The following is a 24,723-nucleotide window of genomic DNA, read 5'->3' as shown; positions in this document are numbered from 1 at the left end:
GCTCAGTGATGGTGCTTCTTCTGCGCGCCGGGCGGCGGGCACATGGCCGAGGCCCGGGCCATCGACTCCCCGTTCACCTGCCACTGCCCCTTCACGCCGGTCGGCACCATGCTGTACTCGACCCGGTTGCCGAGGGAGTTCTTCGGCTGCAGGGCCTTGCCCGGGGTGTGGGTCGCGACGTTGCCGCTCACCACGCCGGACAGGTCCTCGCAGAAGCCCACGGTGGCCTGCTCCGGGGTCAGGTTCTCCACCACCACGTTCGACAGCACGGTGAAGCCCACCGGCTGGTGTTTGGTGTCGATCCACTGCTGGGCCCAGGCGTGCGCGTACTCGTATCCGGTCCCGGTCCAGTAGCGCTTCAGGTCCGCGGTCGCGGCCTGTGTCGGCTGGTAGGCCGCCGCGTACATGGCCTTGTACGCCTGCGAGGCGTTCCACAGCACGATGTGGTGCGTCAGGTCCTGGAATGCCGGCGTGGTCGCGTAGAGCACCTGGATCGTGTTGGGCAGCACTATGCCCGGCTTGGGCGGCGCCTTGTGGTGCGCGCTCGACTCGGTGTCCGGGCTCTGGCCGTTGGCCGCCGGCTGGTTCTCGGTCGACGGCGGCGGGACGTCCGCGGCGTGCGGGTTCGTGTTGCACGCCGAGATCCCGATCGCCATGAACACCCCCAGCGCACCGGCCAACAGGCCGGTCGCCATTTTGTCGCGCCCGCGTTCCGGCCCCCGCCCCCGCGGGCCGTTCACGTCCGCACCGCTGGCGCCGGTGCGGTTGGCTCTCACCACTTCTCCACTCACTCTCGCCCACCCGCTGTTCTGCTGTTCCAGCGGTCCCCCCGCCGGTTTCTTAACTCTTTCCTTATGACGTTCAGACTAACGGGCCGGTTGTCCTAAGGCCGACTGGAATATCCGAACGGGTGTCCCGTCGTGCTATGGGATCCTGGAACGGTGACTTCCCCAGACAAACCGAACCTCACTCTGGGCTCCCTGCCCGTTGCGCCGCCCGTGGTGCTCGCCCCGATGGCCGGCATCACCAACGTGGCGTTCCGCCAGCTGTGCCGCGAGCACGGAGCCGGGATCTACGTCTGCGAGATGGTCATGACCCGCGCCCTGGTGGAGCGGAACGAGAAGACCCTGCGCATGGTGACCTTCGCCGGCGACGAGAAGCCGCGCAGCCTGCAGTTGTACGGTGTGGATCCGGTCACAGTCCGCAAGGCGGTGGAGATGATCGCCGCCGAGGACCTGGCCGACCACGTGGACATGAACTTCGGATGCCCAGTTCCGCGCGTCACACGCAAGGGCGGCGGGGCCGCTCTGCCCTACAAGCGCCGATTGTTCGGCCAGATCGTCGAAGCCGCGGTCCAAGCCGCGGCCCCGGCCGGCATCCCGGTCACCGTCAAGATGCGCATCGGCATCGACGAGGAGCACCACACCTTCCTGGAGGCCGGCCGCATCGCCCAGGACGCCGGCGCCGCCTGGGTCGCGCTGCACGGCCGCACCGCGGCCCAGCGCTACAGCGGCGAGGCGGACTGGACCGCCATCAAGGCCCTGAAGGACGAACTCGACGTCCCGGTCCTCGGCAACGGCGACATCTGGGAAGCCGATGACGCGCTGCGCATGATGAGCGAGACCGGGGCCGACGGCGTGGTGGTCGGACGCGGCTGCCTGGGGCGCCCCTGGTTGTTCGCCGACCTCGCGGCGGCGTTCGCGGGCCGCACCGAACGCAAGCTCCCCGACCTCGGCGAGGTCATGGCCACCATGCGCCGCCACGCCGAACTCCTGTCCTCCTGGCTCGGCGCCGAGCGCGAGGGCGTCATCGACTTCCGCAAGCACGTGGCCTGGTACCTCAAAGGCTTCCCGGTCGGCGGCGACATCCGCCGCGGCCTGGCGATGTCCTCTTCCCTGGCCGAACTCGACGCCTTCTTCGCCCGCCTGGACCCGGCCACCCCCTTCCCGACCGACACCCTCGGCAAGCCCCGCGGCCGCACCAACTCCCCGGGCAAGGTCACGCTGCCCTACGGCTGGCTCGACGACCGGGACGACGACACCGTGCCGGCCGGCGCGGAGATGGAGGACTCGGGTGGGTGAGCGGCGCTGCTCGATGCCCGGCCGGTGCCGGGCGACCTGGTTCGGTCGCGAGCGTATCGCCCTGACTGGCCACGGCCGGGTGGCAGCGATAGTGATCAGCGCCTCGGAGCTGGAAGAGCTGGAGGATCGCCTGGCCGTCGCGGACTTTGCCGCGCGCAAGGCCGCGGGCGACTCCTCCGGTCGGGTCAGCGCCGCCGACGCCCGCGCGGCCCTCGGCCTGGCCGTCGCCGAGAGCCTTGCCGTCGTGCGGCTTCGGCCCGAACCCGCACGACAAAGCTTCGTGCGCCAAAGCCCGCACACCAAAGCCCGCACGACAAAAAAGAGCGCCGGGACCCTCCAGGCGGTCCCGGCGCTCCGTACGGTGATCGGGCGGCTCAGCTCTGCTTGATCGCCGAGATCTCCAGCTCGATCTGGATCTTGTCGCTGACCAGCACGCCGCCGGTCTCCAGGGCGGCGTTCCAGGTCATGCCGAACTCCTTGCGGCTGACGGTGGTCTTGGCCTCGAAGCCGATGCGGGTGTTGCCGTAGGGGTCCACGGTGGTGCCCAGGAACTCGACGTCGAAGTCGACCGGCTTGGTGACGTCCTTGACGGTCAGGTCGCCGCGCAGGGTGAACTGGTCCTCGCCCTTGGGCGTGATGCCGGTGGACTTGAAGGTCATGTCCGGGTACTTCTCCTGCTCGAAGAAGTCGCCGGAGAGCAGGTGGCCGTTGCGCTGCTCGTTGCGGGTGTCGACGCTGGCCACCTTCACCGTGGCGGTGGCGCTGCTCTTCTCCGGGTTCGCGCCGTCGAGGTGGACCTCGCCCTCGAACTCGTTGAAGCCCCCGCGCACCTTGGTCACCATGGCGTGCCGGGCGATGAACCCGACCGAGCTGTGTGCGACATCGAAGGTGTAATCGCCGGTCAGGGACGCGTAGTCGGTGCTCATTGTGGCTGCTTCCTCCTGCTGGGCTCGGAGCACGGGCGCCGAGGATCTTGATTGAGGCTTCAACTAACCTATCGTCCCCCACAGCACACCCTGCGGTACTTTCATTCCCCGCGATTCCGGGCGGGGTCCGCACGGGTGACCCGCCCCGCGCGCCGGCGCCACGCGCCCCCGCACCCCCGGGTGAGGCGGCTCACAGGAACGAAACGCTTGAATCGGGGTATAGCCCAGGCGAACACGCCCGGCCGACGCGCTACGCTCCGCAGCGTCAGGGCAGTGCGGCGGGACACCCCCCTCAGTTCCGTCCCGTCGTCGCCGCGGTGTGTGCCACACAGATCAGTCAGGGAGTATCTGCGTGCCGAAGTTCGTGTACGACTTCACCGAAGGCAACAAGGACCTCAAGGACCTGCTCGGCGGCAAGGGTGCCAACCTCGCCGAGATGACCAACCTCGGGCTGCCGGTCCCTCCCGGCTTCACGATCACCACCGACGCCTGCCGGGTGTACCTGGAGCAGGGTCAGGAGCCGCCCGAACTCCGGGAGCAGGTATCGGAGTACCTCGACGCGCTCGAGGCGAAGATGGGCAAGAAGCTGGGCCAGGCCGACGGCCCGCTCCTGGTCTCGGTCCGCTCCGGCGCCAAGTTCTCCATGCCGGGGATGATGGACACGGTCCTGAACATCGGACTGAACGACGAATCGGTCCACGGTCTGGCCGCCCAGGCGGCGGGTGCTGAGGATGGTGGAGAGACAGGGCGCTTCGCCTGGGACTCCTACCGCCGGCTGATCCAGATGTTCGGCAAGACCGTGCTGGGCATCGACGGCGAGCACTTCGATGAGGCCCTGGACGCCGCCAAGCACGCCAAGGGCACGCAGAACGACCTGGACTTGGGCGCCGAGGACCTGCGCGGCCTGGTCGAGGCGTTCAAGGCGATCGTGGAGAAGGAGGCCGGCCGCCCCTTCCCGCAGGACCCGCGTGAGCAGATGGACCTGGCGATCCGCGCCGTGTTCGAGTCCTGGAACGGCGACCGCGCCAAGCTCTACCGCCGCCAGGAGCGCATCCCCAACGACCTGGGCACCGCGGTCAACATCTGCTCCATGGTCTTCGGCAACCTCGGCATGGACTCCGGTACCGGCGTCGCCTTCACCCGCGACCCGGCGTCCGGCCAGACCGGCGTCTACGGCGACTACCTGCAGAACGCGCAGGGCGAGGACGTCGTCGCCGGTATCCGCAACACCATGCAGCTCGAAGAGCTCGGCTCGCTGGACCCCAAGTCCTACACCGAACTCACCGACATCATGGCCAAGCTGGAAGAGCACTACCGCGACCTGTGCGACATCGAGTTCACCATCGAGTCCGGCAAGCTGTGGATGCTCCAGACCCGGGTCGGCAAGCGCACCGCGGCCGCCGCCTTCCGGATCGCCGTCCAACTGGTCGACGAGGGCCGGATCAGCTCGGACGAGGCCGTGGACCGGGTCACCGGCGCGCAGCTGGCGCAGCTGATGTTCCCGCGCTTTGACGAGAACGCCAAGACCGAGCGCATCGCCACCGGCATGAACGCCTCCCCGGGCGCCGCGTCCGGCAAGGCCGTGTTCGACTCCTACACCGCGGTCAAGTGGTCGCGCTCGGGGGAGAAGGTCATCCTGATCCGCCGCGAGACCAACCCCGACGACCTCAACGGCATGATCGCGGCGCAGGGCATCCTCACCTCGCGCGGCGGCAAGACCTCGCACGCCGCGGTCGTCGCCCGCGGCATGGGCAAGACCTGCGTGTGCGGCGCGGAGTCGCTGGACGTGGACACCAAGCGCCGCCGGATGACCGCGCCGGGCGGCGAGGTGGTCGAGGAGGGCGACGTCGTCTCCATCGACGGCACCTCCGGCGCGATCTACCTCGGCGAGGTCCCGGTCGTCGCCTCCCCGGTGGTGGAGTACTTCGAGGGCCGGCTCGGCGCCGACTCGCCGAAGTCCGACGACCTGGTCAAGGCCGTGCACCGGATCATGACCTGGTCCGACGAGCGCCGCCGGCTCTACGTCCGGGCCAACGCCGACACCCCCGAGGACGCCGCCCGCGCCCGCCGCTTCGGCGCGCAGGGCATCGGCCTGTGCCGCACCGAGCACATGTTCCTCGGCGAGCGGCGGGCGCTGATCGAGCGCCTGATCCTGGCCGGCGACGACGACGCCGAGCGCCAGGCGGCGTTGGGCGAGTTGCTGCCGATGCAGCGCGACGACTTCGTCGCCATCTTCACCGCCATGGGCGGCCTGCCGGTGACCGTGCGCCTGCTGGACCCGCCGCTGCACGAGTTCCTGCCGGACATCACCGAGCTGTCGGTGCGGGTGGCGGTGGCCGAGGCCCAGGGCGAGCACAACGAGGGCGACCTGCGGCTGCTCCAGGCCGTGCACAAGATGCACGAGGCCAACCCGATGCTGGGCCTGCGCGGCGTTCGCCTGGGCCTGGTCATCCCGGGCCTGTTCATGATGCAGGTCCGCGCGATCGCCGAGGCCGCGGCGCAGGTCGCCAAGGCCGGCGGCGTGGCGCGGGTGGAGATCATGGTCCCGCTGGTCGGCGCGGTCCAGGAGCTGGAGATCATCCGCGACGAGGCCCAGCAGGTCCTGGACGAGGTCAAGGAGCGCACCGGCGCCGACGTCCGCAGCCTGATCGGCACGATGATCGAGCTGCCCCGCGCGGCCCTGACCGCCGGCCAGATCGCCGAGGCCGCGCAGTTCTTCTCCTTCGGCACGAACGACCTGACCCAGACCACCTGGGGCTTCTCCCGCGACGACGTCGAGGGCGCGTTCTTCTCGGCCTACCTGGAGCGCGGCATCTTCGGCGTCTCGCCGTTCGAGACCCTGGACCGCGAGGGCGTCGGCAAGCTGGTGCAGATCGCCGTCGAGGAGGGCCGCAAGGCCCGCCCGGAGCTCAAGCTCGGCGTCTGCGGCGAGCACGGCGGCGACCCGGACTCGGTGCACTTCTTCCACGAGGTGGGGCTGGACTACGTGTCCTGCTCGCCGTTCCGCGTGCCGGTGGCGCGGCTGGAGGCGGCCCGGGCGGCGATCGAGTCGGAGGCGAGCGATTCCCGGTAAGGTAGGTAGTCGACAGTGATATGGCCGGGTGTCCTTCGGGGCGCCCGGCCGCTTTTTATTTTGCCGGCGCTTCTGGCCTCGCAGACACCGCAGGTAGCGCAAGCGCAGACCCCGCAGGTCTCGCGGCGCTCACCGACCCACATCCCCGTCGATCAGCTCCCGCAAGATGTCCAGCTGCCCGGCATGCCGCGCCAGCTCCTCGACCGTGTGCACCAGGATCCAGCGCAGCGTCCGGTCCTCGCGCACCGAGACCGCGTCCAGGTCGTCCAGCGATGCCCACAGCGCGTCGGCCCGCACCGTCGCCGCGCGGTAGGCCGCCACGCACCTCGCGACGGTGTCCGTCTCCGCGACCTCCATCGAAGTGTCCGGGAACGGGTCCCGGCCGAGGAATGCCCACTCCAGCCACACCAGCTCCGCGCCGGACAGGTGCTTCAGCATCCCCAGCGGGCTGGTGCCGGAGGGGACGCCGGGGCGGCGCGCGACGTCGTCCGGCAGCCCCTCGACCTTGCGGATGATCGCCTCGCGCAGATAGCGCAGGAAGGCGAGCAGCGTCTCCTTCTCCCCGGCGACGACGGCGGGCGGACCCAGATCGCTCATGCCCGCAACCTAGCTTTCGCGTGGCCGCAGTGGGTGGGGCATCCGTAGGCTGAACCAGTGGACCTCGAAGCGCACCGGGCGGAGCTCACCGCGTACTGCTACCGCATGCTCGGTTCCGTCCACGACGCCGAGGACCAGGTCCAGGAGACGCTGCTCCGGGCCTGGAAGGCCCGCGACCGCTTCGACCCGGCCCGCGCCTCGCTGCGGACCTGGCTCTACCGCATCGCGACCAACGTCTGCCTGACCGCGCTGGAATCGCGCGGCCGCCGCCCGCTGCCGTCCGGCCTCGGTGCGCCCAGCCGCGACACCGAGGCGGCGTTGCAGCCGGCGCTGGACGTCCCCTGGCTGGAGCCGTTCCCGGACGCCCGCTTCGACGCCGACGCCCGCGCCGACCTGCGCCTGGCCTGGATCGCCGCGGTGCAGGAACTGCCCGCGCGGCAGCGGGCCGCATTGGTGCTGCGCGACGTCCTCGACTTCTCCGCCGCCGAGGTCGCGCAGCAGCTCGGCACCAGCGTGGCCGCCGTGAACAGCGCGTTGCAGCGGGCGCGCGCGGCGGTCGGCAGCCTCGGCGACGCCACCGACGTCCGTGAGACCCCCGACCCCGAGCGGCACGCGACCATCGAGCGCTACATCCACGCCTTCCAGGCCGCCGACGTCCCGGCCCTGGTGAAGCTGCTCGCGGACGACGTGATCATGGAGATGCCGCCGGTCCCGCTCTGGTACCGGGGCCGCGACGACTACGGGCTGTTCATGGAGCGCGTCTTCCGTATGCACGGTCCGGGCTGGCGCGCCGTGCCGACCACCGCCAACGGCCAGCCGGCGCTCGCCGCTTACGCCCCGACCGCCGCCGGCACCCACAAGCCGCACACCCTCCAAGTCTTCACCGTCGTCGGCGGCCTGGTCACCGCCAACGTCGTGTTCGCCGACCCGGCCCTGTTCGAGATCTTCGGCCTGCCGCGATGAGTCCGGCCGGTGCCGCCGGTATGTACAGGCGAGACACCGACCGAGAGGAACCCGTCATGACCACCACCCCCGTCCGCTTCCTCTTCCTCTGGGAGCAGCCGACCGACCCCGAGGCCTTCGAGAAGCACTACCGCGAGGTCCACATCCCGCTCGCCCGCAAGCTCCCCGGCCTGCGCTCCTACGCCATCACCGACGACCCCCAGCCGGTCCGGGGCGAGCCCTACTACCGGATCGCCGAGCTGCGCTGGGACTCGATGGACGAGCTGCGCACCGCGTTCGCCTCACCGGCCGGCCAGGCCTGCGCCGAGGACGCCACCGGCATGGCGCAGAACGCCGCCGCGCGGTCCATGATCCTCGGCGCCCAGGAGGAACTGCTCTAGTAAGAAGGACACACCGCAAACGGCGGCCCCGGGACAACCTTCCCGGGGCCGCCGCGTCGTCGAGCAAGCCGCCCCGCCGCCGAGTCTTCAGTTCCTGTTGGCCCGCACGGGTTACCGTGGGGCCGTGAGCGATGCGTACACCGACGCCGACCGGCAGCGACATCTGCCGGACCATCCCAGCAACAAGTGGCGGACGGCCTTCGAACGAGACCGGGCGCGGGTGCTGCACAGCGCTGCGCTGCGCCGGCTGGCGGCCAAGACCCAGGTGGTGGCGCCGGGCTCGAACGACTCGGCGTACGGCGCCTACCTGGACAGCCCCCGCACCCGGCTCACGCACAGCCTGGAGTGCGCGCAGATCGGCCGCGAGCTCGGCAAGGAGCTGGGCGCCGACCCGGACCTGATGGAGACCGCCTGCCTGGCCCACGACCTCGGGCACCCGCCGTTCGGCCACACCGGCGAGGAGGCGCTGGCCCTGGCCGCGGCCGACTGCGGCGGCTTCGAGGGCAACGCGCAGTCGTTCCGGATCCTGGTCCGGCTGGAGGCCAAGGCGATGGGCCCGAACGGGGAGCCCGGCGGGTTGAACCTGACCCGGGCCGCGCTGGACGCCGCGACGAAGTACCCGTGGACCCTGGCCGAGGGCCAGGCGCGCGGCACCGGGAAGTTCGGCGTCTACGCCGACGACGAGCCGGTCTTCGAGTGGATGCGGCACGGCGCGGTGCTCGGCCGGAGCTGTTTCGAGGCGCAGGTGATGGACTGGTCCGACGATGTGGCCTACTCGGTACACGATCTGGAGGACGCGCTGCACGCCGGCTTCCTCGTCCCCAAGACCCTGCTGTCGCTGACCGAGCAGGCCGAGCTCTTCGAGCTGACCGAGATCCGCTACGCGTCGGGAGCGAGCGCGCCTGAACTTTCCGAAGCTCTGGCCCGGCTGCAAGCCCTGGACTACTGGCCCGGCGACTACGACGGCTCGTTCGCCGCGCAGGCCGCGCTGAAGAACGCCACCAGCAGCCTGATCGGCCGGTTCTGCCAATCCGCGGCCGCCGCGACCCGCGCCGCGGCCTCCCAAGCCGCCGGCCTGGACATCGGCCAGGACGCCGGCCCGTTGACCCGGTACGCCGCCGACCTCGTCGTGCCGCGCCAGACCCGGCTGGAGTGCGCGCTGCTCAAGGCGATCACCGCGCGCTACGTGATGCAGCGCGACGACGCCCGCGAGCGCCGCCGCCGGCAGCGGGAGCTGGTCACCGGCCTGGTCGAAGGGCTGTCGGCGCTGCCGGAGCACCTGGAGCCGGCCTTCCACGCCTGGTACGCCGAGGCCGCGGACGACTGCACCCGGCTGCGGGTGGTCGTGGACCAGGTCGCGTCACTCACCGATGACGCCGCGTACGCGCTGAGCACGCGACTCGGAACGGTCTGACAGCCCGGATAAGCTTTCTTCGTGGCCGGACGGATCAATGACGACGATATCGAGCGAGTACGCAGGGCGGCCTCGATCGTCGATGTCGTCGGCGCCGTTGTGCAACTCGCCAACGCCGGCGGCGGCAACCTGAAGGGACTGTGTCCCTTCCACGACGAGAAGTCCCCGTCCTTCCAGGTCAGCCCGGCGAAGAACTTCTACCACTGCTTCGGCTGCGGCGTCGGCGGCGACGTGATCAAGTTCGTGATGGAGTACGACCACCTCTCCTTCACGGACTCGATCGAGCGCCTGGCGGGCCAGTACAACATCGAACTGCGCTACACCGAGGGCGGCTACACGAAGCAGGGCGAGCGCAGCGAGCGCACCCGGCTGCTGGAGGCGCACAAGGTCGCCGCCGAGTACTTCGTGGACCAACTCGCCACGCCGGCCGCCGTCCACGCCCGTGAGCTGTTGAGCTCACGCGGTTTCGACCCGACGGCGATCGAGCGTTTCCGGGTCGGCTACGCGCCGGAGTCCTGGGAGATGCTGGTCCGGCACCTGCGGGCCCGCGGCTTCGCCGACAAGGAGATCCTGACCAGCGGTCTGGCCTCCGAGGGCCGGCGCGGCGCGATGGACCGCTTCCGCAACCGGCTGATGTGGCCGATCGCCGACCTGTCCGGCGACGTCATCGGGTTCGGCGGGCGCCGGCTCACCGACGACCCGGACACCCCGAAATACCTCAACAGCCCCGAGACCCCGATCTACAAGAAGTCCTCGGTCCTGTACGGCCTGGACATGGCGCGCCGCGAGATCGTCAAGCAGGAGCGCGCGGTCGTGGTCGAGGGCTACACCGATGTGATGGCCTGCCATCTGGCCGGGGTCCCGACCGCGGTGGCCACCTGCGGCACCGCGTTCGGCGAAGACCACATCAAGATGCTGCGACGGCTGCTGGCCGACCGGAACCAGTTCCTCGGTGTGGAGGTGGTGTTCACCTTCGACGGCGACTCGGCCGGGCAGAAGGCGGCCATGCGCGCCTATCTGGACGAGGACAAGTTCGTCACGCAGACCTTCGTCGCCGTCGAACCCAACGGGATGGACCCCTGCGATCTGCGGCTGGCCAAGGGCGACGCCGCGGTGCGCGAACTGGTCGCCACCCGGACCCGGCTGTTCGAGTTCGTGATCCGCGCCGAGTTGGCCAAGCACAACCTCGACGAGCCCGAGGGCCGCATGCACGCCTTGCGCGCCACCGCTCCGATCGTGGCGAAGATCCGCGATGCCGCGATGCGCAGCGACTACACGCGGCAGCTGGCCGGCTGGCTCGGGATGGAGGAACCGGAAGTGCGGCCCGCGGTGCGCCGGCTCGTCGCGGCTTCCGGCGGCCGTACCGACGCCGCGGCCGCCGCCGATGCCGCCGGGGCCGGCGGTTACGGGGCCGGCGGCGGCCGTGGCGGCGACTGGAACGACCGCCGCGGGAATCAGGGCTCGAACAACCGGCGCGGCGGCCAGGGCGGCTATGCGGGCGGTCGCGGCCAGGACGGTCCGGGCGGGCGCGGCGGCGGTGGCCGGGACGGCCGGGACGGCGGTTGGGGCGATCGCGGTGGCAACCGTGGCGGCTACGGTGGCAATGGCGGCAACGGCGGGGGCGGAAACCGTGGCGGCTACGGCGGTAACGGCGGCGGCGGTTACGGCAACGAACCGGCCGGCCTGTTCGGCGCCGAGGCCGCGACCGTTCCCAGTCCCCGCGATCCGGTCGCCGGTGCCGAGCGCGAGGCGTTGAAGATGGCGTTGCAGTTCCCGCAACTGGCCGGCGCCACCTTCGACGGCCTGGCACCCGAGGAGTTCACCGTTCCCGCCTATGCCGCGGTCTGCGCGGCGGTGCACGGCGCCGGCGGATGTACCGCCGTGAATGACAACAATTGGACCGGCCGCATCCAAGATCAGGCCCCTGATGACGCCATCCGCGGCCTGATCACCGAGCTCACCGTCGAGCGGGTCAACGTCCGCGGCGCCGCTGACGAGCGGTATGTCGCCGAAGTCATGACAAGGGTGCGCATCCACACCGTCGACCGCCGTATCAAGGACGTGAGATCCAAACTCCAACGGCTGAATCCGGTTACCGGTCAAGAGGAATACAACAAACTCTTCGGTGAACTGGTGGCGTTGGAGCAATACAAGCGTGGCCTGGCGGAAGTCTCATAACGGTCACGGTTTCGTGACCGGCGTGGAACACTGATCTTGGTTCAGTTTCCGTTATCTGGGATAGCTCAGCGGTACGCGGGGTAAGCGTGTGGCGAAGACGTCGCGAACCCCCCACTTGGAGCTTGTCGTGAACAGTGCTGTCGCACAGGGACCGGTGGCCCTCCTCGACACCCTCGCGCCGACCCCCCACCCGACTTCCTCGTCCGTGGCCGAACCCAGGACCGCAGTGGTCCTGGACGACCCGGAAGCCCTCGGTTCCCTGCGGATGCCCGGCCCGGCCGCACCGGAGATCGCAGAGCTCGAAGCGGTGCTGGAGGAAGAGGCCGAGACCGAGCCGGAGAAGGAAGCAGAGGCCGACCACAAGGTCAACGCCTGGGCCGATTCCGCCGGACCGGCCGGTGACCTGTTCCGGCAGTATCTGCGGGAAATCGGTCGGGTGCCGCTGCTGAACGCGGTCTTGGAGGTGGAACTCGCACAGGCCGTGGAAGCCGGTCTGTTCGCCGAGGAGAAGCTGACTTATGAGACCAACCTCAAGCCGCAACTGCGGCGGGAGATGGCCATCCTGGTCCTGGAGGGCCAGGCCGCCAAGCGCCGGCTGATCGAGGCGAACCTGCGGCTGGTGGTGTCCATCGCCAAGCGCTATCTGGGCCGTGGCATGTCGATCCTGGACCTGGTCCAGGAGGGCAACCTCGGTCTGATCCGGGCCGTGGAGAAGTTCGACTACACCCGCGGCTACAAGTTCTCCACCTACGCGACCTGGTGGATCCGGCAGGCCATGAGCCGGGCGCTGGCCGACCAGGCCCGCACCATCCGGGTGCCGGTGCACGTGGTCGAGCTGATGAACCGGGTGGTGCGGCTGCAGCGCCGGCTGTTGCAGGAGAACGGCGTCGAGCCCTCTCCGGACGACATCGCCGAGGTGCTGGGCGTGGCCTGCGAGCGGGTCGTGGAGGTGCTGCGCCTGGCCCAGGAGCCGGTGTCGCTGCACGCCCCGGTCGGCGAGGAGGACGACGTGGCGCTCGGCGACCTGATCGAGGACGCCGACGCGGTCTCCCCGGCCGACTCGGTCGCCGTGGTGATGCTGCGCGAGCACCTGGACGCGCTGCTGTCGACGCTCGGCGAGCGGGAGAAGCGCGTGGTGCAGTTGCGCTACGGGCTCACCGACGGCCAGCCGCACACCCTGGAGGAGATCGGGCGCACCTTCGGCGTCACCCGTGAGCGGATCCGGCAGATCGAGGCCAAGACCCTGGCCAAGCTGCGCGGACACACCTACGCCGATCAGCTGCTTGACTACCTCCGATAGCGGTGGGTCACCGTCAGGTGACTGAATCACTGCGAATGCGGCGAAACAGTTGGTGCCGAGGCGGTTTCCGGCGCGCGGCGCATACGGCATGATCTGGCGTCATGCCGATCGTCGCGGGTATCGATTCCTCGCCCAGCACCACTCGAGTCGTCGTCTGCGATGCCCTCAGCGGGAAAGTGATGCGCAAAGCGGCGGTCGCCCACGCGGCCGCCGCCGACGACGACCCGCACGAGTGGTGGAACGCACTGGTCAAAGCGTGTGACGGCGACATACTGGACGGAGTGCAGGCGGTCGCCGTCTCCGGACAGCGACAGGCCATGGTCGCCCTGGACAACGCCGGGGGAGTGGTCCGCCCGGCGCTGATGTCCACGGACTTCCGCGCCGCGAACTCCGCCGACGACCTCGTCGTCGAGGGCGGCGGCCCGGGTGCCTGGGCCGCCGCGGTCGGTTCGGTGCCGACCGCCGCCTTCCCGATAGCCAAGCTGCGCTGGCTGGCCCAGCGCGAACCGGAGCACGCCGCGCGGGTGGCCGCCGTGCTCCAGCCGCACGACTGGCTCACCTGGCTGCTGCTCGGCGGCGTCGCGGGCCCGGTCACCGATCGCGGCGAGGCCTCCGGCACCGGCTACTGGTCGCCCTTCTCCAACGACTACCGCACGGCCCTGCTGACCCACGCCTTCGGCCGCGAGGTCGCGGTGCCGCGGGTGCTCGGCCCGGTCGAGCCCGCCGGCACCACCAGCGCGGGCGTATTGGTGGCCCCCGGCACCGGATCGGCGATGGCGCAGGTGCTCGGCCTGTCCGCGGAACCCGGCGACGTGGTCATCAGCATCGGCGCCACCGGCACGCTGTTCGCCGGCGGTCTGGAGCGGCCGGTGGCCGACCCCAGCGGCATCGTCTCCGGGTTCGCCGACGCCACCGGCGGCTTCCTGGCCATGACCCGCACCGGCGAGGCGATGCCGACGCTGGAGGCCGCGGCGAAGATGACCGGCGTGGATCTGCAGACGTTGTCGCGGCAGGCGTTGGAGTCCACGCCCGGCGCGCAGGGTGTGGTGCTGGTGCCGCCGACCGCGGGCCAGCCCGGCTCGCTGACCGGGCTGCGGCTGGCCCGGATGACCGCGCCGAACCTGGCGCGGGCGGCCGTGGAGGGACTGCTGTGCGGGATCGCCGAGGGCCTGGACGCGCTGGCCGCGCAGATGGCCTCGGTGGGCACGCCGCTGCGGCGCGTCATCCTCACCGGCAAGGGCGCGCGGCTGGACGCGGTGCGGCTGATAGCCCCGGCGATATTCGGCGTCCCGGTCGCGGTAGCGGTCTCCGGTTCCTTTGAAGACGGCCCCGGCGGCGGGCTCACGTCCACCGGCGTGTTCGCCGCCCTGGACGCCACCGGCGTGCCCAAGCCCGGCTCCGGCCGGCCCACCGGCGCGGCGATGCTCGGCGGCAGCGAGATCATGGCGATCGGCGCGGCCCGGCAGGCGGCGTGGGTGCTGGCGGCCTCCACGGCGCCCGGCGGCGAGGCGCCCAAGGCCCCGCCGACGTGGAACGAGGCCGCGATGTTCAAGGACTCGCCGAACGCGAAGGCCGGGATCGGGGCCGGGGTGCGGGCGCAGTTCGCCGGGGCGCGGGAGGCGACGCTGGCGTCCATGGGGATTCTGACCGCGCCGCCTTCGCCGACGAACCCGACGAACCCGACGCCCGCGGCACCCGGCGGGAATGGCGTAGGAAATACCGTCCCGGCGGGCGTGCTGCCGCAGTAACCTGCGCTCTCCGCATGAGGACAGTGCAGGGAGCGATATGCGTAGGCGGGGAACGGCCGACCACAGAGGAACGGCGACCGTGCTGGTTCTGGGCTTGGCTCTGGCGGGCTGTTCCACCGGCGGGACGGTGGGTGGCACCGCGAAAGCCGCACCAGGCAACGTCTCCGGCACCATGACCCCCAGTCGAGGTGCCGCGTCGACGGCCCCGTCGGTCGCCTCGGGCCAACAGGGTTCGCCGACCGCGACACCGCCGCCGGACACCACGGTGTCCCAGGCCGACGCCGCGGCGGCGCTGAAGGCGTATCAGAGCGCGAACAACGCCGCCAACGCCGGTCTGGACACCGCTGCCATGGCGAAGATCGAGAGCGGGTCGCAGCTCGCCCTGGACCAGGCCACCCTGGTCTACGACCAGGGAATCGGCGGCGACCGGGCGAAACAGGCCAAGGTGCCGACCACGTACACCAACACGGTGTTCTACCGCGTTCCCGCCACCACCTATCCGCGCGGGTTCTTCGTCACGACGGACGCGGTGGCCTCCGGCGTGTCCAACAGCTCCTACCTCCTACACTTCACGCAGGATCAAGCTGGCGCGCCCTGGCTGGTGGACATCACGGTGGCGCTGGGTTCGGGCCGGCAGTGGCCGGCGTTCGCCGCGGGCCCGGACGGGCTGCTGGACTACCACGGGACCCAGCAGAACAATCTGCTGCTCGCTCCGGCGGACCTGGCCGCCGCCGACCGGACCATGCTCGCCGACGACAACGCGGGCCAGCCCGGATCGCCGTTCCTGAGCGACGACCCGACCACCGCCGAGCAGCGCTGGATCCAGGGCATGACCGAGGATGTCTCCCCGGCCACCGCGGCGCTGACGGTGACCACGGCTCCCACCCCGCCGCCGACGTACTTGCCGCTCCAGGACGGCGGCGAACTGGTGCTGTACGGAACACGCCTGTCCATGCGCATTTCGCAGTCCGGCCGCACCTTCACCTTCGGTGACCAGGGCTGGGCGAAGGTCGCCGGTACCGACAGCTTCAGCGACGGGTACACCGCGGACTCGCTGTGGACGGTCGCCGCGATCGACCCGCCGGACAAGGCGGCGAAGGTTCAGAAGATCGCCCAGTACGGCGGGCTGGTCGCAGTGCACTGAGGCTTTCACGCTTCTCGCTGGGACCTGACATGCGCCGCCAGAGCCGACCCCCGAGCATGGGGGCCGACTCCGGCGTGCTCATCGCACCTGTCTCAGGGTACTTATCGTGCTAGCGGTCGCTCAGCCCGACATCGCGCAGCCGTTGGCGGAGTTGCTCCACGTCGGCTGCATCGCGAACGAACCGGTGGACAGGCTGACCGAGCCCAGGTTGTACCAGGCGCACAGGTCGCCGTCCTCTTCACCGTCGCTGGCCACCCAGCCCGAGGAGGGCTGCGGGTCGGTCATCGACTCGGCGTATTCGTGGCCTTCCACGATGCTGAAGCCGTCGAGCTGGTTGGAGACGCTGTTCGCGCCGCAGCTGCTGCCGGCGTCCAGGACGTACGGCATGTTGGTGTAGGACACCGTGCCGTCGTAGTCGTGCCACGCGCAGAACCCGGAGTTCGGGAACCCGTCGGGGTTGGTCCCGGACGGGCTGAGCACCACGATCTGGGTGTCGTTGGTCGGCGTGATCCCGAAGTGCGACACGCCGTTCTCCGCCTCGGCGGCGATGTCCGACTGCGCGGCGGACTGCGGTGCCGCGCCGGCGTCGTCCACCCACGTGCCGGCCAGCACCGCGCCGCCGAACGTCGGGCCGGAGCCGGAGCTGTCGGTGTACTGGCTGGTGACCGTGGACCAGGAGTCCGAGCTGGTGCCCAGGCCGCTGAACAGGTTCTGCATGTAGCTCTCGACGCCGTTGGAGTCGCTGTCCCACTGGTTACCCCAGAACACGAGGTAGACCTGAACGTTGTGCTGCACCGGGCCGCCGCCGTAGTTCAGCGGGCCGCCGGTGCCGCCGGACTCCGGCGAGAAGGTGTGCACCCGGGAGGCCGCCGACGCTGTTGACGCTGTCGACGCCGACCGCATCGGGACGATGCCGAACCGCCCGTGCGGCTGCGGCTTGTGGTGCTTGGCCTGCTGCGCGATCTGCGTCGTCGCCGACGCCGTGCCACCGCTCAGCGCGGCCAGGCCGACGGTCAGCGCCAGTGCGCCGATCGCCGCCAGGCCCCGGCGGAGCCGGCGCGAGGCGAGGTTCCGTTCGCTCATTCCCAGTACTCCATTCCGCCGCACCCGAGAAAATGCGCAGGCAGGGGTGGGCCCGCGACAGGGTGACGGCTAAGTGGGGATCCGGGCGGAGCGGGATGGTCCGCCCGGGTGGAGCCAGGGATCAGAGAGTTGATGTCAGCTCGCTGAACCCACTGCGAGGGACGGTAGCGCCGGGGGCCGGGGTGGTCGAGGAATGAACGGGTCAAAGATGCCAAGAACAGGTAAAGGCCTGTCCATCACGTCCAGCTGGCCACTTGCGTCACTTACGTCACATGCGTCACACGGTGCCGGGGAGGCGTGACCGCGAGGCCGATCGGCCTCAGCGTTGGGTTGTGTTGTCCGGTGTCGGTGTCGGACCGTCCGCGTAGACCCGGGCGAGGACTTCGTCCAGCGTGGGGCCCGATGGCAGTGGACTGATCGGGTCCGGACCCGGGCGCAGCCCGTCGAGGAACACCCGGACGTGCCGCTCGGCCAGCACCTGGCCGGTGGCCGCGTCGAGGTGCGGCAGCGGCCGGCACGCCAGCGCCACGGTGGTGGTCAGGTCGGCGGCGGTCACGTCGGGCCGGATCGCGCCCTGGTCGCGGGCCGTGGCCAGCAGCTCGTCGAGCAGTCCGCCGAGCTCTCGTTGGATGGCCAGGGCCTCGGCGTCGTTCACCACCGGCCCGCCGATCAGCGGCAGTACGAGCATCTCGCGCTCGGCCACCAGGCCCAGCAGCCAGTGCTCGATCGCCGGCAGCGCCCCGTCGGAGGCTTCCCGCACCGCGGTCTGCGCGGCGCGCAGCAGCACCGTGTAGCCGTCGATCACGACCTGGCGGATGAGGGCTTCGCCGTCGGGGAAGCGCCGGTACAGCGTGGCGATGTTGACGCCGGCCCGCCGGGCGATCTCGTCCAGCGGCGCCGCGGTCCCGCGCTCCCGGAACGCGGCGCGGGCCGCGGCCAGGATCCGGGCGCGGTTGCGGGCGGCGTCGGCGCGCAGCTGGGGGCCGGTGCCGTCGCTCGGTGCGGCTGGGGTCATCGGTGCCCGCGTCCTTCCTCGATCCGCCTTGATCCGGCCTCGATCTGCCTTGATCTGCCTTGATCCGGTGCTGCTCAGAGGCTACGGCACGACCCGTCGGAATAAGTGAAGGATATCCTGCGGTTAGATAGCCTCATGCATCGGAGCCCGATTGTGGATATGAACGCGCCGACCGTGGCCACCCCGCCTTTCGCCGACCCCGAGCCCCCGGTCCGCACGCGTGGCGGAGCGCATGCCCGCCGTCCCATGGGCCCTCCCGGCTCCGGCCGGGCCGGACGCGCGGGCGGCTCGGGTCGTGCGGGCGGCTCGGGTCGTGCGGGCGGCTCGGGCCGCTCAGCCCGCACCGCCGGCGTCAGCCGAACCCGCCGAGTCCTCGCCGTCGCCGGCTCGACCACCCGCGCCGTGTTCGCGCCGCTGGTCACCGCGCTGGCCATCTGCGCGATCTTCGTCAGCGTGTACCTGGCGGCCTTCCACGCCCCGGTCGCCCACGGCCAGCCGATCGGGATCGCGGCCTCGGACCAGGTCGCCGCGTCCACCGAGACCGCGATCGGCCACATATCGCCCGGCGCCTTCACCTTCACCCGCTACCCGGACGCCGTCGCCGCCTTGGACGCGGTCACCCACGACCGTGTGCCGGCCGTCCTCGTCGAGGACGCCCAAGGCCCGCGCCTGATCGTCGCCGGCGCCCAGGGCCCGAGCCTGGTGCAGACCGTGTCGACGACCGTGACCAAGGCCGTCGGCCATCCGGTCGCCGTCCAGGACGTCGACCCGCTCTCGACCGGCGACACCCGCGGCCTGTCGGCGTTCTACGCGGCCTTCGGCGTGGTGCTCGCCGGGTTCCTGTTCTCGGTGTCGACGCATCAGGCCCTGCCGCGCATGCCGCTGGCCGCGCGGGCCGGCGCCACGCTGGCCTTCGCCGTCGTCTCCGGCGTGCTGGTCTCGCTGATCGCCGACACCGCGACCAAGGCGCTGCCGGCCCCGTTCCTCACCGTCGCCACGCTGATGGGTTTGCTGGCCTGGGCCTCGGCGTGCGCGGCCGGGATGTTGCTGCGGCTGTTCGGCAAGCTGGGGGTGCCGGTCGCCTCGATCCTGTTGCTGACGCTCGGCAACGCGACGTCCGGCGGCACGCTGCCGGTCAGCTTCCTGCCGCCCTGGCTGGCGCCGCTGGCCCACTTCATGCCGCCGGCCGCGGCGGTGCAAGGGCTGCGCGGCGCGAGCTACTTCCACGACGCGCACCTGGCCGGCTCCCTGCTGATCCTCATCGCCTGGGCGATCGGCTGCCTGGCCGTGCACCACGGCCGCGAGGTGCACGCGACCCGCCGCGCCCGGGGCGCCGAACCCGTCCCGGCCCTGGCGGTATCAACGCTTTGATTCCTGAGCGCACGGACTTCGAGTCCCACGGCCGCGACCGAGGCCGCTTTGCCTCTTTCCCGTTCGCGTCATCTTCTCTATGTTCATAGGTTGCGTGCCGACCCGAAAGTGACCCGCGCCGTAGCAAGCCGCCGGCTTCCCCTCCAGCGGCTGTCGGCACGCCGCCGCCTTCAACCCCGGAGGAATTCGTGTCGCCTCTGACCCGCCGTACGTTCCTGGGCACAGCCGCCGCGCTCGGCGCGGCACTCGGCCTGGAATCGCTGCCCGGCGCCGCCCCGCGCGCCTCCGCCGCGGCCTCGGCCACCGGCACCATCGCCGACGTGAAGCACGTCGTGGTGCTGATGCAGGAGAACCGCAGCTTCGACCACTACTTCGGGACGCTGCAGGGCGTGCGCGGGTTCGACGACCGCGCCACGGTCCAACTGCCCGGCGGCGCCTCGGTCTTCAAGCAGCCCGACGGCAGCGGCACCCAGTACCCCTGGCAGCTCAGCGCCACCGGCGGCTCGGGCAGCACCACGCCGGAGCAGCTGGCGCAGTGTGACGGCAGCCTGGACCACGGCTGGGCCTCCCAGCACAGCGCGTGGGACGGCGGCGCGATGAACGGCTGGATCGCCGCCAAGAACTCCAACCGGACTATGGGCTACCTGTCCCGGTCCGACATCCCGTTCCACTACGCCCTCGCCGACGCCTACACCATCTGCGACGCCTACCACTGCTCGATCCTGTCCGCGACCGGCCCGAACCGCACCTACCTGTGGTCCGGCATGATCGACCCGGAGGGGACCGCCGGCGGACCGGCCTACGACGGCGGCGACGAGTCCGGCCTGAGCTGGCAGACCTACGCCGAGGCGCTCCAGAACGCCGGGGTGAGCTGGAAGGTCTACCAGAACGCGAGCGACAACTTCGGCGACAATGCCCTGGCCTACTTCAAGCAGTTCTCCGGCGCGGACCCGTCCTCGGCGCTCTACCAGCGGGGCATGGGCTCGGTTCCGGCCACCACCGGCTCCACCCCGGACGACATCGCCGCCGCGATCAAGGCCGACGCACTCGCCGGCACCCTCCCGCAGGTGTCCTGGGTGGTCGCCAGCCAGGCGTTCTCCGAGCACCCGGACGCCCCGCCGAACGACGGCGCGCACTTCGTGAACCTGGTGATCCAGGCCCTGGCCGCCGATCCCACGACCTTCGACTCGACCGTGCTGTTCCTCAACTACGACGAGAACGACGGCTTCTTCGACCACGTCCCGCCGCCGGCCCCGGCGGCCGGCACCACCGACGAGTTCTACAACGGCCTCCCGATCGGCCTGGGCATCCGGGTCCCGATGATCGTGGTCTCCCCCTGGACCCGCGGCGGCTGGGTCGACTCCCAGGTCTACGACCACACCTCGGTCATCCGCTTCCTGGAGACCTGGACCGCGGCCCTGGGCACCCCGGCCACCTGCCCGAACATCAGCGCCTGGCGCCGCCAGGTCTGCGGGGACCTGACGGGGGCCTTCGACTTCGCGAACCCGGTCACCGGGCTGCCCTCGCTTCCGGCCACCGACACCGTCATCGGGCAGGGTTTCTGCAACCCGCAGCCGAATCCGGGGCCTACCACCAACTCGATGCCGAGTCAGGAAGGCGGGACGAGGCCGGCGCGCGCTCTGCCGTACCAGCCCAACGCCTGGGTCGACCACATCGAATACGACGCCGGCAACAAGATCCTGGTGTGGCTCGCGATGGCGAATCAGGGCCCGCAGGCGACTTCGGCGACGCACTTCGCGGCGTATGCCAACGCCTATCGCGGCGGGGGGCCGTGGCAGTACACCGTCGCCCCCTACAGCAACGGCACCGACGGCAGTACCTCGGACTACTTCAACGTCGGTGCGAACTACGGTGACGGCAAGTACGACCTCAGCGTCACCGGGGCGAACCGCTTCATGCGCCGCTTCATCGGCGACGCCACAGCCGCCGGCAAGACCGCGGAGGCCACTACGTATTACGCGGTCGCCTCGAACACCGGCAAGCAGGCGATCTGGTTCAAGATGACGAACACGGGCACCGCCGCCGTCACCTTCACGATCACCGCGAACCACTACCGCACCGACGGTCCGTGGACCTACGACGTCGCCGCCGGTGCCACGGTTACGGACTACTTCAATGCGGTCGCGTACGCCAATGGCTGGTACGACTTCACGGTCACGGTGAGCAGTGATGCGTCATGGAGTCGCCGGGCTATGGGACATATTGAGGTCGGGGCTGCGAGCATCACCGCCTGAGCGCCGCAGAACCGAGGTCGCGGGGTCCGGCGCCCCTCAGATGTCCGCTGCCGCGGACCGCTCAGAGGCGGCGTCGAGACCGGCCTCGGCATCGGAGACATCGCGACCACCGGCCGTGTCGAGTGCCCCGGCGCCCTTCATATCCAGCAGCACCATGGCGTCGTGGTCCGGGGTGCCGGGCTCGGCGCTGTACACCACGATGCGGGCGCCGTTCGCCTGGTTGACCTCCATCACCTCGTGGCTGAGGGTCATGGTGCCGACGTCCGGGTGCAGGAAGGTCTTTCGGCCGTTGCCGACGCGGCGGACGTCGTAGCGCTCCCACATTCGGCTGAACTCCGGGCTTTTGACCGCCAGCTCGCCGACGAGGGCGGCCAGCTCCGGGTCGTCCGGGTCGCTGCCGGCGACCGCGCGCAGGTGCGCGACACAGTTGCGGGCCTTGGTCTCCCAGTCCGGCCAGAGGCTGTGGGCCTGTGGGTGCAGGAAGGTGTAGCGGATCGTGTTGCGCTTCCTGGCCGGCCAGTCCGCCATGCCCGGCGTCAGATAGAGGCCGCTCGGGTTTGTCGCGAGCATGTCGTTGGTGCGGCCCAGGAGGTAGGCCGGGCAGGGGCGCACTGATTCCAGGATCTGCTTCAGTGTCGGGCGCACTGCCCGCGAGGCTGCGGGGCGGGATGGGGTGCTTCCGCGTGCAGCCCGGGCCACTACTTCGCGCAGGTACGTCAGCTCCTCGGCATCCAGGCGTAGGGCCCGCCCGAGCGCTTCTACGACGGCCGGGCTCGGCCGCGTTTCCTTTCCGCGCTCCAGGCGGATGTAGTAGTCGATGCTGACCCCCGCGAGCGCCGCCAGTTCCTCGCGGCGCAGCCCCGGGGTGCGGCGGATCCGCTGGCCCGCCGGCAGCCCGAGGTCGGCCGGGGAGACGCCGGCGCGGCGGGCCCGCAGGAATCGGCCCAGTTCGGGTTGCTGCTCGTTCATGATTTCCAGGCTGCCAAGCCGGGCCGGGGGGCGGAAGACATGAGGGGGGCCCTGTCACACCCCCGCTCGCGCACCCCTGAACAACGCGGCCTGCCTGCGGCGGGTGCGCTCTGGGACCTTGGTATCGCGGCCGTGCGACCTGCGGCCCGCAGAAGAGGGGAACCGAAGTGTCCATCACCACCAGTGCCCGGACCGGCCGCCGGACTGACGCGCCTGAAGCGGCTGACTCGCGCGATCTGCCTGATCTGCCTGATCTGCGCGGAGTCGGGGGGACGTCCGCGGCGGGCCGCGCCGGCTCGCCGCGCCTCACCCTGTTCGCCGCCCTGCTCGGCTTCGTCATGATCGCCGTCGACGCCTCCGCGGTGAACGTCGCCCTCCCGGCCGTCGGCCGCGGCCTCGGCGGGTCCACCGCCGGATTGCAGTGGATCGTCGACGCCTACACGCTGATGTTCGCCGCGCTGTTGCTCTCGGCCGGCGCGTTCTCAGACCGCCTCGGTGCCAGCCGCCTCTACGCCGGCGGCGCCGTCGCCTTCACCCTGTCCTCCGTCGCCTGTGGCCTGGCGCCCTCGCTCGGCTTCCTGATCGGCGCCCGGCTGGTGCAGGGCAGCGCGGCCGCCCTGATGCTGCCGTCGTCGCTGGCCCTGGTGCGCCAGGCGTTCCCGGACGCGGCGGTGCGGGCCCGGGCCATCGCGCAGTGGACGATGGCCGGCGCCGCCGCCACCGCGGTCGGCCCGGTGCTCGGCGGCGCCCTGACCAGCGCGGTGAGCTGGCGCTCGATCTTCTTCCTGAACCTGCCGGTGGGGCTGGCGGTCCTGGCCGCGATGCGCCGCACCGCGCGCTCCGCGCAGCGTCCCGCCCCGCTCGACATGCCGGGCCAGCTCACCGCGGTCCTCGGCCTCGGCGCGCTCACCTACGGCGTCATCTCCGGCGGCGCCGACGGCTTCGGGCAGCCGCGGGCCTGGGCGAGCATCCTGCTGGCCGTGGTGTCCCTGACCCTGTTCGGCGTCGTCGAGCACCGCGCCAAGGAGCCGATGCTGCCGCTGGGTCTGCTCCGCGATCGCGTCGTCGCGGTCTGCCTGGCGATCGGCTTCGTGGTCAACGCCGCCTACTACGGCCTGATCTTCGTCTTCGGCCTGTTCGCCCAGGACATCCTCGGCCGCTCCGCGGTCGGTGCGGGCCTGGTCTTCATGCCGACCGCCGTCCTGTGCACGATCACCAACCTCCTGTCCGCCCGCGCCGCCGCCCGCTGGGGCGCCCGCACCCCGGTCCTGCTCGGCCAACTCGGCTGCGCCGCCGGCCTGCTGATCCTCCTGCTGGTCAACGGCCACACCAGCGCCCTCACCCTGGCCCTGCTGCTACTCCCGCTGGCCGGCGGCCTCGGCTTCGCAGTGCCCTCACTCACCGCGATGATGCTCGGCGGCATCGCCCCGGAGCGCGCCGGACTGGCCGGGGGAGTCCTCAACTCGTTCCGGCAGACCGGCGGCGCACTGGCGGTGGCCGGGTTCGGGGCGTTGGTCGCGCAGCACGGCGGCTTCGTCAACGGACTGCACATCAGCCTGCTGATCGCGGTGGTGCTGTTGGCGGTCACGATCTTGGCGACGTTGGCGCTGCCGAGGGGCCGCTAGTGCTGTATCAGGCAACGTTTGCCCGGGAGTTTTCGCGATGTGGTTCGTGATGTGCTCCGTGACGTGCCGGTCGGCGGGATCCGTTGGCGGGTAAGAGTTTGCTGGGGCTGGGGTTTTGTGGGCCGGGTTGCGGTTGGTCTGTGGTTTTCAAAGCTTTTTACGGCCTTCGGTCATAGTTGTGCCGGTTCGGGGTTCGGGGTGGTGGGTGTGTTTGTTGGCTGCCGGTTTCCGCGTTCACAACCCCGCCGCACCTCAGGCCTCTTCAACACCGGCAAGTCCGGGCAAGAGCAAGATCAACAGCACAGGCAAGATCAAGAGCTGAAGATCAAGGTCAAGGTCAAGGTCAAGGGCTGTGGTGAAGGGCCGGGCCTCCGGCGGGCCTCGGCAACCTCAGGGAAACTAGCGCGGTTCCCTCGGGTGGCCGGGTCAGTCTCAGCGGCGGCGGTCCCAGAGGTGGCTACGGTCCGTTCCCCTCGGTCGCGTCGTCAGCCCGGGGGGTACAGCACCGGTGTCCGGGGGTAAAGTCCGCGCGCGGCGGACATGCAGGTGGGCGGCGGTTTCGTATGGCGCGAACTTGACCCCCGGCCACCGGCACTGTAGG

19 protein-coding genes are annotated in these 24,723 nt (G+C 70.8%); 13 read left to right on the top strand and 6 right to left on the bottom strand.

The window, feature by feature from the left end:
• Positions 1 to 2: 2 nt before the first annotated feature.
• On the bottom strand, positions 3 to 776 hold the full coding sequence (locus KGQ19_RS34865; protein ID WP_212017284.1) for a hypothetical protein: 774 nt from the start codon (positions 774 to 776) through the stop codon (positions 3 to 5).
• Positions 777 to 941: 165 nt separating this feature from the next.
• On the opposite strand from KGQ19_RS34865, the gene dusB reads away from it, so the two are divergent.
• Both dusB and KGQ19_RS34855 read left to right on the top strand, forming a co-directional pair.
• The gene (gene dusB / locus KGQ19_RS34860; RefSeq protein WP_212017282.1) at positions 942 to 2,081 is read left to right on the top strand and encodes a tRNA dihydrouridine synthase DusB; all 1,140 of its coding nucleotides are present in this window, start codon (positions 942 to 944) and stop codon (positions 2,079 to 2,081) included.
• On the top strand, positions 2,074 to 2,469 hold the full coding sequence (locus KGQ19_RS34855; protein ID WP_212017280.1) for a hypothetical protein: 396 nt from the start codon (positions 2,074 to 2,076) through the stop codon (positions 2,467 to 2,469). The genes dusB and KGQ19_RS34855 overlap by 8 nt, the downstream gene beginning before the upstream one ends.
• Here KGQ19_RS34855 and KGQ19_RS34850 read toward each other — a convergent pair.
• Positions 2,456 to 3,007: a YceI family protein gene (locus tag KGQ19_RS34850; RefSeq protein WP_212017278.1), complete on the bottom strand. Its 552-nt coding sequence runs from the start codon at positions 3,005 to 3,007 to the stop codon at positions 2,456 to 2,458. The genes KGQ19_RS34855 and KGQ19_RS34850 overlap by 14 nt on opposite strands.
• A 352-nt stretch (positions 3,008 to 3,359) precedes the next feature.
• On the opposite strand from KGQ19_RS34850, the gene ppdK reads away from it, so the two are divergent.
• A complete protein-coding gene (gene ppdK / locus KGQ19_RS34845) occupies positions 3,360 to 6,080 on the top strand; it encodes a pyruvate, phosphate dikinase (RefSeq protein ID WP_212017276.1) in 2,721 nt (906 codons plus the stop codon).
• A 129-nt stretch (positions 6,081 to 6,209) separates the two neighbouring features.
• Here ppdK and KGQ19_RS34840 read toward each other — a convergent pair whose 3' ends face one another.
• Positions 6,210 to 6,677 carry a DinB family protein gene (locus tag KGQ19_RS34840; protein ID WP_212017275.1) on the bottom strand — a complete coding sequence of 156 codons (468 nt, stop codon included), beginning with the start codon at positions 6,675 to 6,677 and terminating at the stop codon, positions 6,210 to 6,212.
• Positions 6,678 to 6,734: 57 nt separating this feature from the next.
• Between KGQ19_RS34840 and KGQ19_RS34835 the strand changes: the two genes are divergently transcribed.
• The 7 genes from KGQ19_RS34835 (at position 6,735) to KGQ19_RS34805 (ending at position 15,804) form a co-directional block, all read left to right on the top strand.
• Positions 6,735 to 7,640 (top strand): sigma-70 family RNA polymerase sigma factor, encoded by a 906-nt coding sequence (locus tag KGQ19_RS34835; protein WP_212017273.1) that lies wholly within the window; start codon positions 6,735 to 6,737, stop codon positions 7,638 to 7,640.
• A 56-nt stretch (positions 7,641 to 7,696) separates the two neighbouring features.
• The gene (locus KGQ19_RS34830; protein ID WP_212017271.1) at positions 7,697 to 8,020 is read left to right on the top strand and encodes an EthD family reductase; all 324 of its coding nucleotides are present in this window, start codon (positions 7,697 to 7,699) and stop codon (positions 8,018 to 8,020) included.
• A gap of 124 nt (positions 8,021 to 8,144) precedes the next feature.
• Positions 8,145 to 9,434: a deoxyguanosinetriphosphate triphosphohydrolase gene (locus tag KGQ19_RS34825; RefSeq protein ID WP_212017269.1), complete on the top strand. Its 1,290-nt coding sequence runs from the start codon at positions 8,145 to 8,147 to the stop codon at positions 9,432 to 9,434.
• Positions 9,435 to 9,455: 21 nt separating this feature from the next.
• Complete coding sequence (dnaG, locus tag KGQ19_RS52215; protein ID WP_212017267.1) at positions 9,456 to 11,612, top strand: DNA primase; 2,157 nt, start codon at positions 9,456 to 9,458, stop codon at positions 11,610 to 11,612.
• 127 nt (positions 11,613 to 11,739) lie between these two features.
• The gene (locus KGQ19_RS34815) at positions 11,740 to 12,912 is read left to right on the top strand and encodes an RNA polymerase sigma factor (RefSeq protein WP_307856597.1); all 1,173 of its coding nucleotides are present in this window, start codon (positions 11,740 to 11,742) and stop codon (positions 12,910 to 12,912) included.
• A gap of 101 nt (positions 12,913 to 13,013) precedes the next feature.
• Complete coding sequence (locus KGQ19_RS34810) at positions 13,014 to 14,660, top strand: FGGY family carbohydrate kinase (protein WP_212017265.1); 1,647 nt, start codon at positions 13,014 to 13,016, stop codon at positions 14,658 to 14,660.
• Between the two features lie 79 nt (positions 14,661 to 14,739).
• Positions 14,740 to 15,804 carry a DUF8094 domain-containing protein gene (locus KGQ19_RS34805; RefSeq protein ID WP_212017263.1) on the top strand — a complete coding sequence of 355 codons (1,065 nt, stop codon included), beginning with the start codon at positions 14,740 to 14,742 and terminating at the stop codon, positions 15,802 to 15,804.
• 120 nt (positions 15,805 to 15,924) lie between these two features.
• On the opposite strand, the gene KGQ19_RS34800 is transcribed toward KGQ19_RS34805, so the two are convergent.
• Both KGQ19_RS34800 and KGQ19_RS34795 read right to left on the bottom strand, forming a co-directional pair.
• Positions 15,925 to 16,887, bottom strand: coding sequence for a hypothetical protein (locus KGQ19_RS34800; protein WP_212017261.1), 963 nt, complete (start codon positions 16,885 to 16,887; stop codon positions 15,925 to 15,927).
• A 319-nt stretch (positions 16,888 to 17,206) separates the two neighbouring features.
• Complete coding sequence (locus KGQ19_RS34795; protein WP_212017259.1) at positions 17,207 to 17,902, bottom strand: TetR/AcrR family transcriptional regulator; 696 nt, start codon at positions 17,900 to 17,902, stop codon at positions 17,207 to 17,209.
• A gap of 159 nt (positions 17,903 to 18,061) precedes the next feature.
• On the opposite strand from KGQ19_RS34795, the gene KGQ19_RS34790 reads away from it, so the two are divergent.
• Entirely contained in the window at positions 18,062 to 19,273 is a 1,212-nt protein-coding gene (locus tag KGQ19_RS34790; RefSeq protein WP_212017256.1) for an ABC-2 transporter permease, read from the top strand.
• A 188-nt stretch (positions 19,274 to 19,461) separates the two neighbouring features.
• Positions 19,462 to 21,528: a phosphocholine-specific phospholipase C gene (locus KGQ19_RS34785; protein ID WP_212017254.1), complete on the top strand. Its 2,067-nt coding sequence runs from the start codon at positions 19,462 to 19,464 to the stop codon at positions 21,526 to 21,528.
• 36 nt (positions 21,529 to 21,564) lie between these two features.
• Here KGQ19_RS34785 and KGQ19_RS34780 read toward each other — a convergent pair whose 3' ends face one another.
• On the bottom strand, positions 21,565 to 22,497 hold the full coding sequence (locus KGQ19_RS34780; RefSeq protein ID WP_212017253.1) for a helix-turn-helix domain-containing protein: 933 nt from the start codon (positions 22,495 to 22,497) through the stop codon (positions 21,565 to 21,567).
• 236 nt (positions 22,498 to 22,733) lie between these two features.
• On the opposite strand from KGQ19_RS34780, the gene KGQ19_RS34775 reads away from it, so the two are divergent.
• Entirely contained in the window at positions 22,734 to 24,122 is a 1,389-nt protein-coding gene (locus tag KGQ19_RS34775) for an MFS transporter (protein WP_438801893.1), read from the top strand.
• Positions 24,123 to 24,723: the final 601 nt, after the last annotated feature.

The organism is Catenulispora pinistramenti, from assembly GCF_018274385.1.
Taxonomy (GTDB): domain Bacteria; phylum Actinomycetota; class Actinomycetes; order Streptomycetales; family Catenulisporaceae; genus Catenulispora; species Catenulispora pinistramenti.
This window is presented reverse-complemented; position numbering and strand designations above follow the sequence as displayed.

Bases quoted from the DNA above. Each gene is read 5' to 3' on its own strand.
- KGQ19_RS34850 (WP_212017278.1), bottom strand. From the start codon at position 3,007: ATGAGCACCGACTACGCGTCCCTGACCGGCGATTACACCTTCGATGTC.
- KGQ19_RS34840 (WP_212017275.1), bottom strand. From the start codon at position 6,677: ATGAGCGATCTGGGTCCGCCCGCCGTCGTCGCCGGGGAGAAGGAGACG.
- KGQ19_RS34830 (WP_212017271.1), top strand. From the start codon at position 7,697: ATGACCACCACCCCCGTCCGCTTCCTCTTCCTCTGGGAGCAGCCGACC.
- KGQ19_RS34810 (WP_212017265.1), top strand. From the start codon at position 13,014: ATGCCGATCGTCGCGGGTATCGATTCCTCGCCCAGCACCACTCGAGTC.
- KGQ19_RS34800 (WP_212017261.1), bottom strand. From the start codon at position 16,887: ATGAGCGAACGGAACCTCGCCTCGCGCCGGCTCCGCCGGGGCCTGGCG.
- KGQ19_RS34795 (WP_212017259.1), bottom strand. From the start codon at position 17,902: ATGACCCCAGCCGCACCGAGCGACGGCACCGGCCCCCAGCTGCGCGCC.
- KGQ19_RS34790 (WP_212017256.1), top strand. From the start codon at position 18,062: ATGAACGCGCCGACCGTGGCCACCCCGCCTTTCGCCGACCCCGAGCCC.
- KGQ19_RS34780 (WP_212017253.1), bottom strand. From the start codon at position 22,497: ATGAACGAGCAGCAACCCGAACTGGGCCGATTCCTGCGGGCCCGCCGC.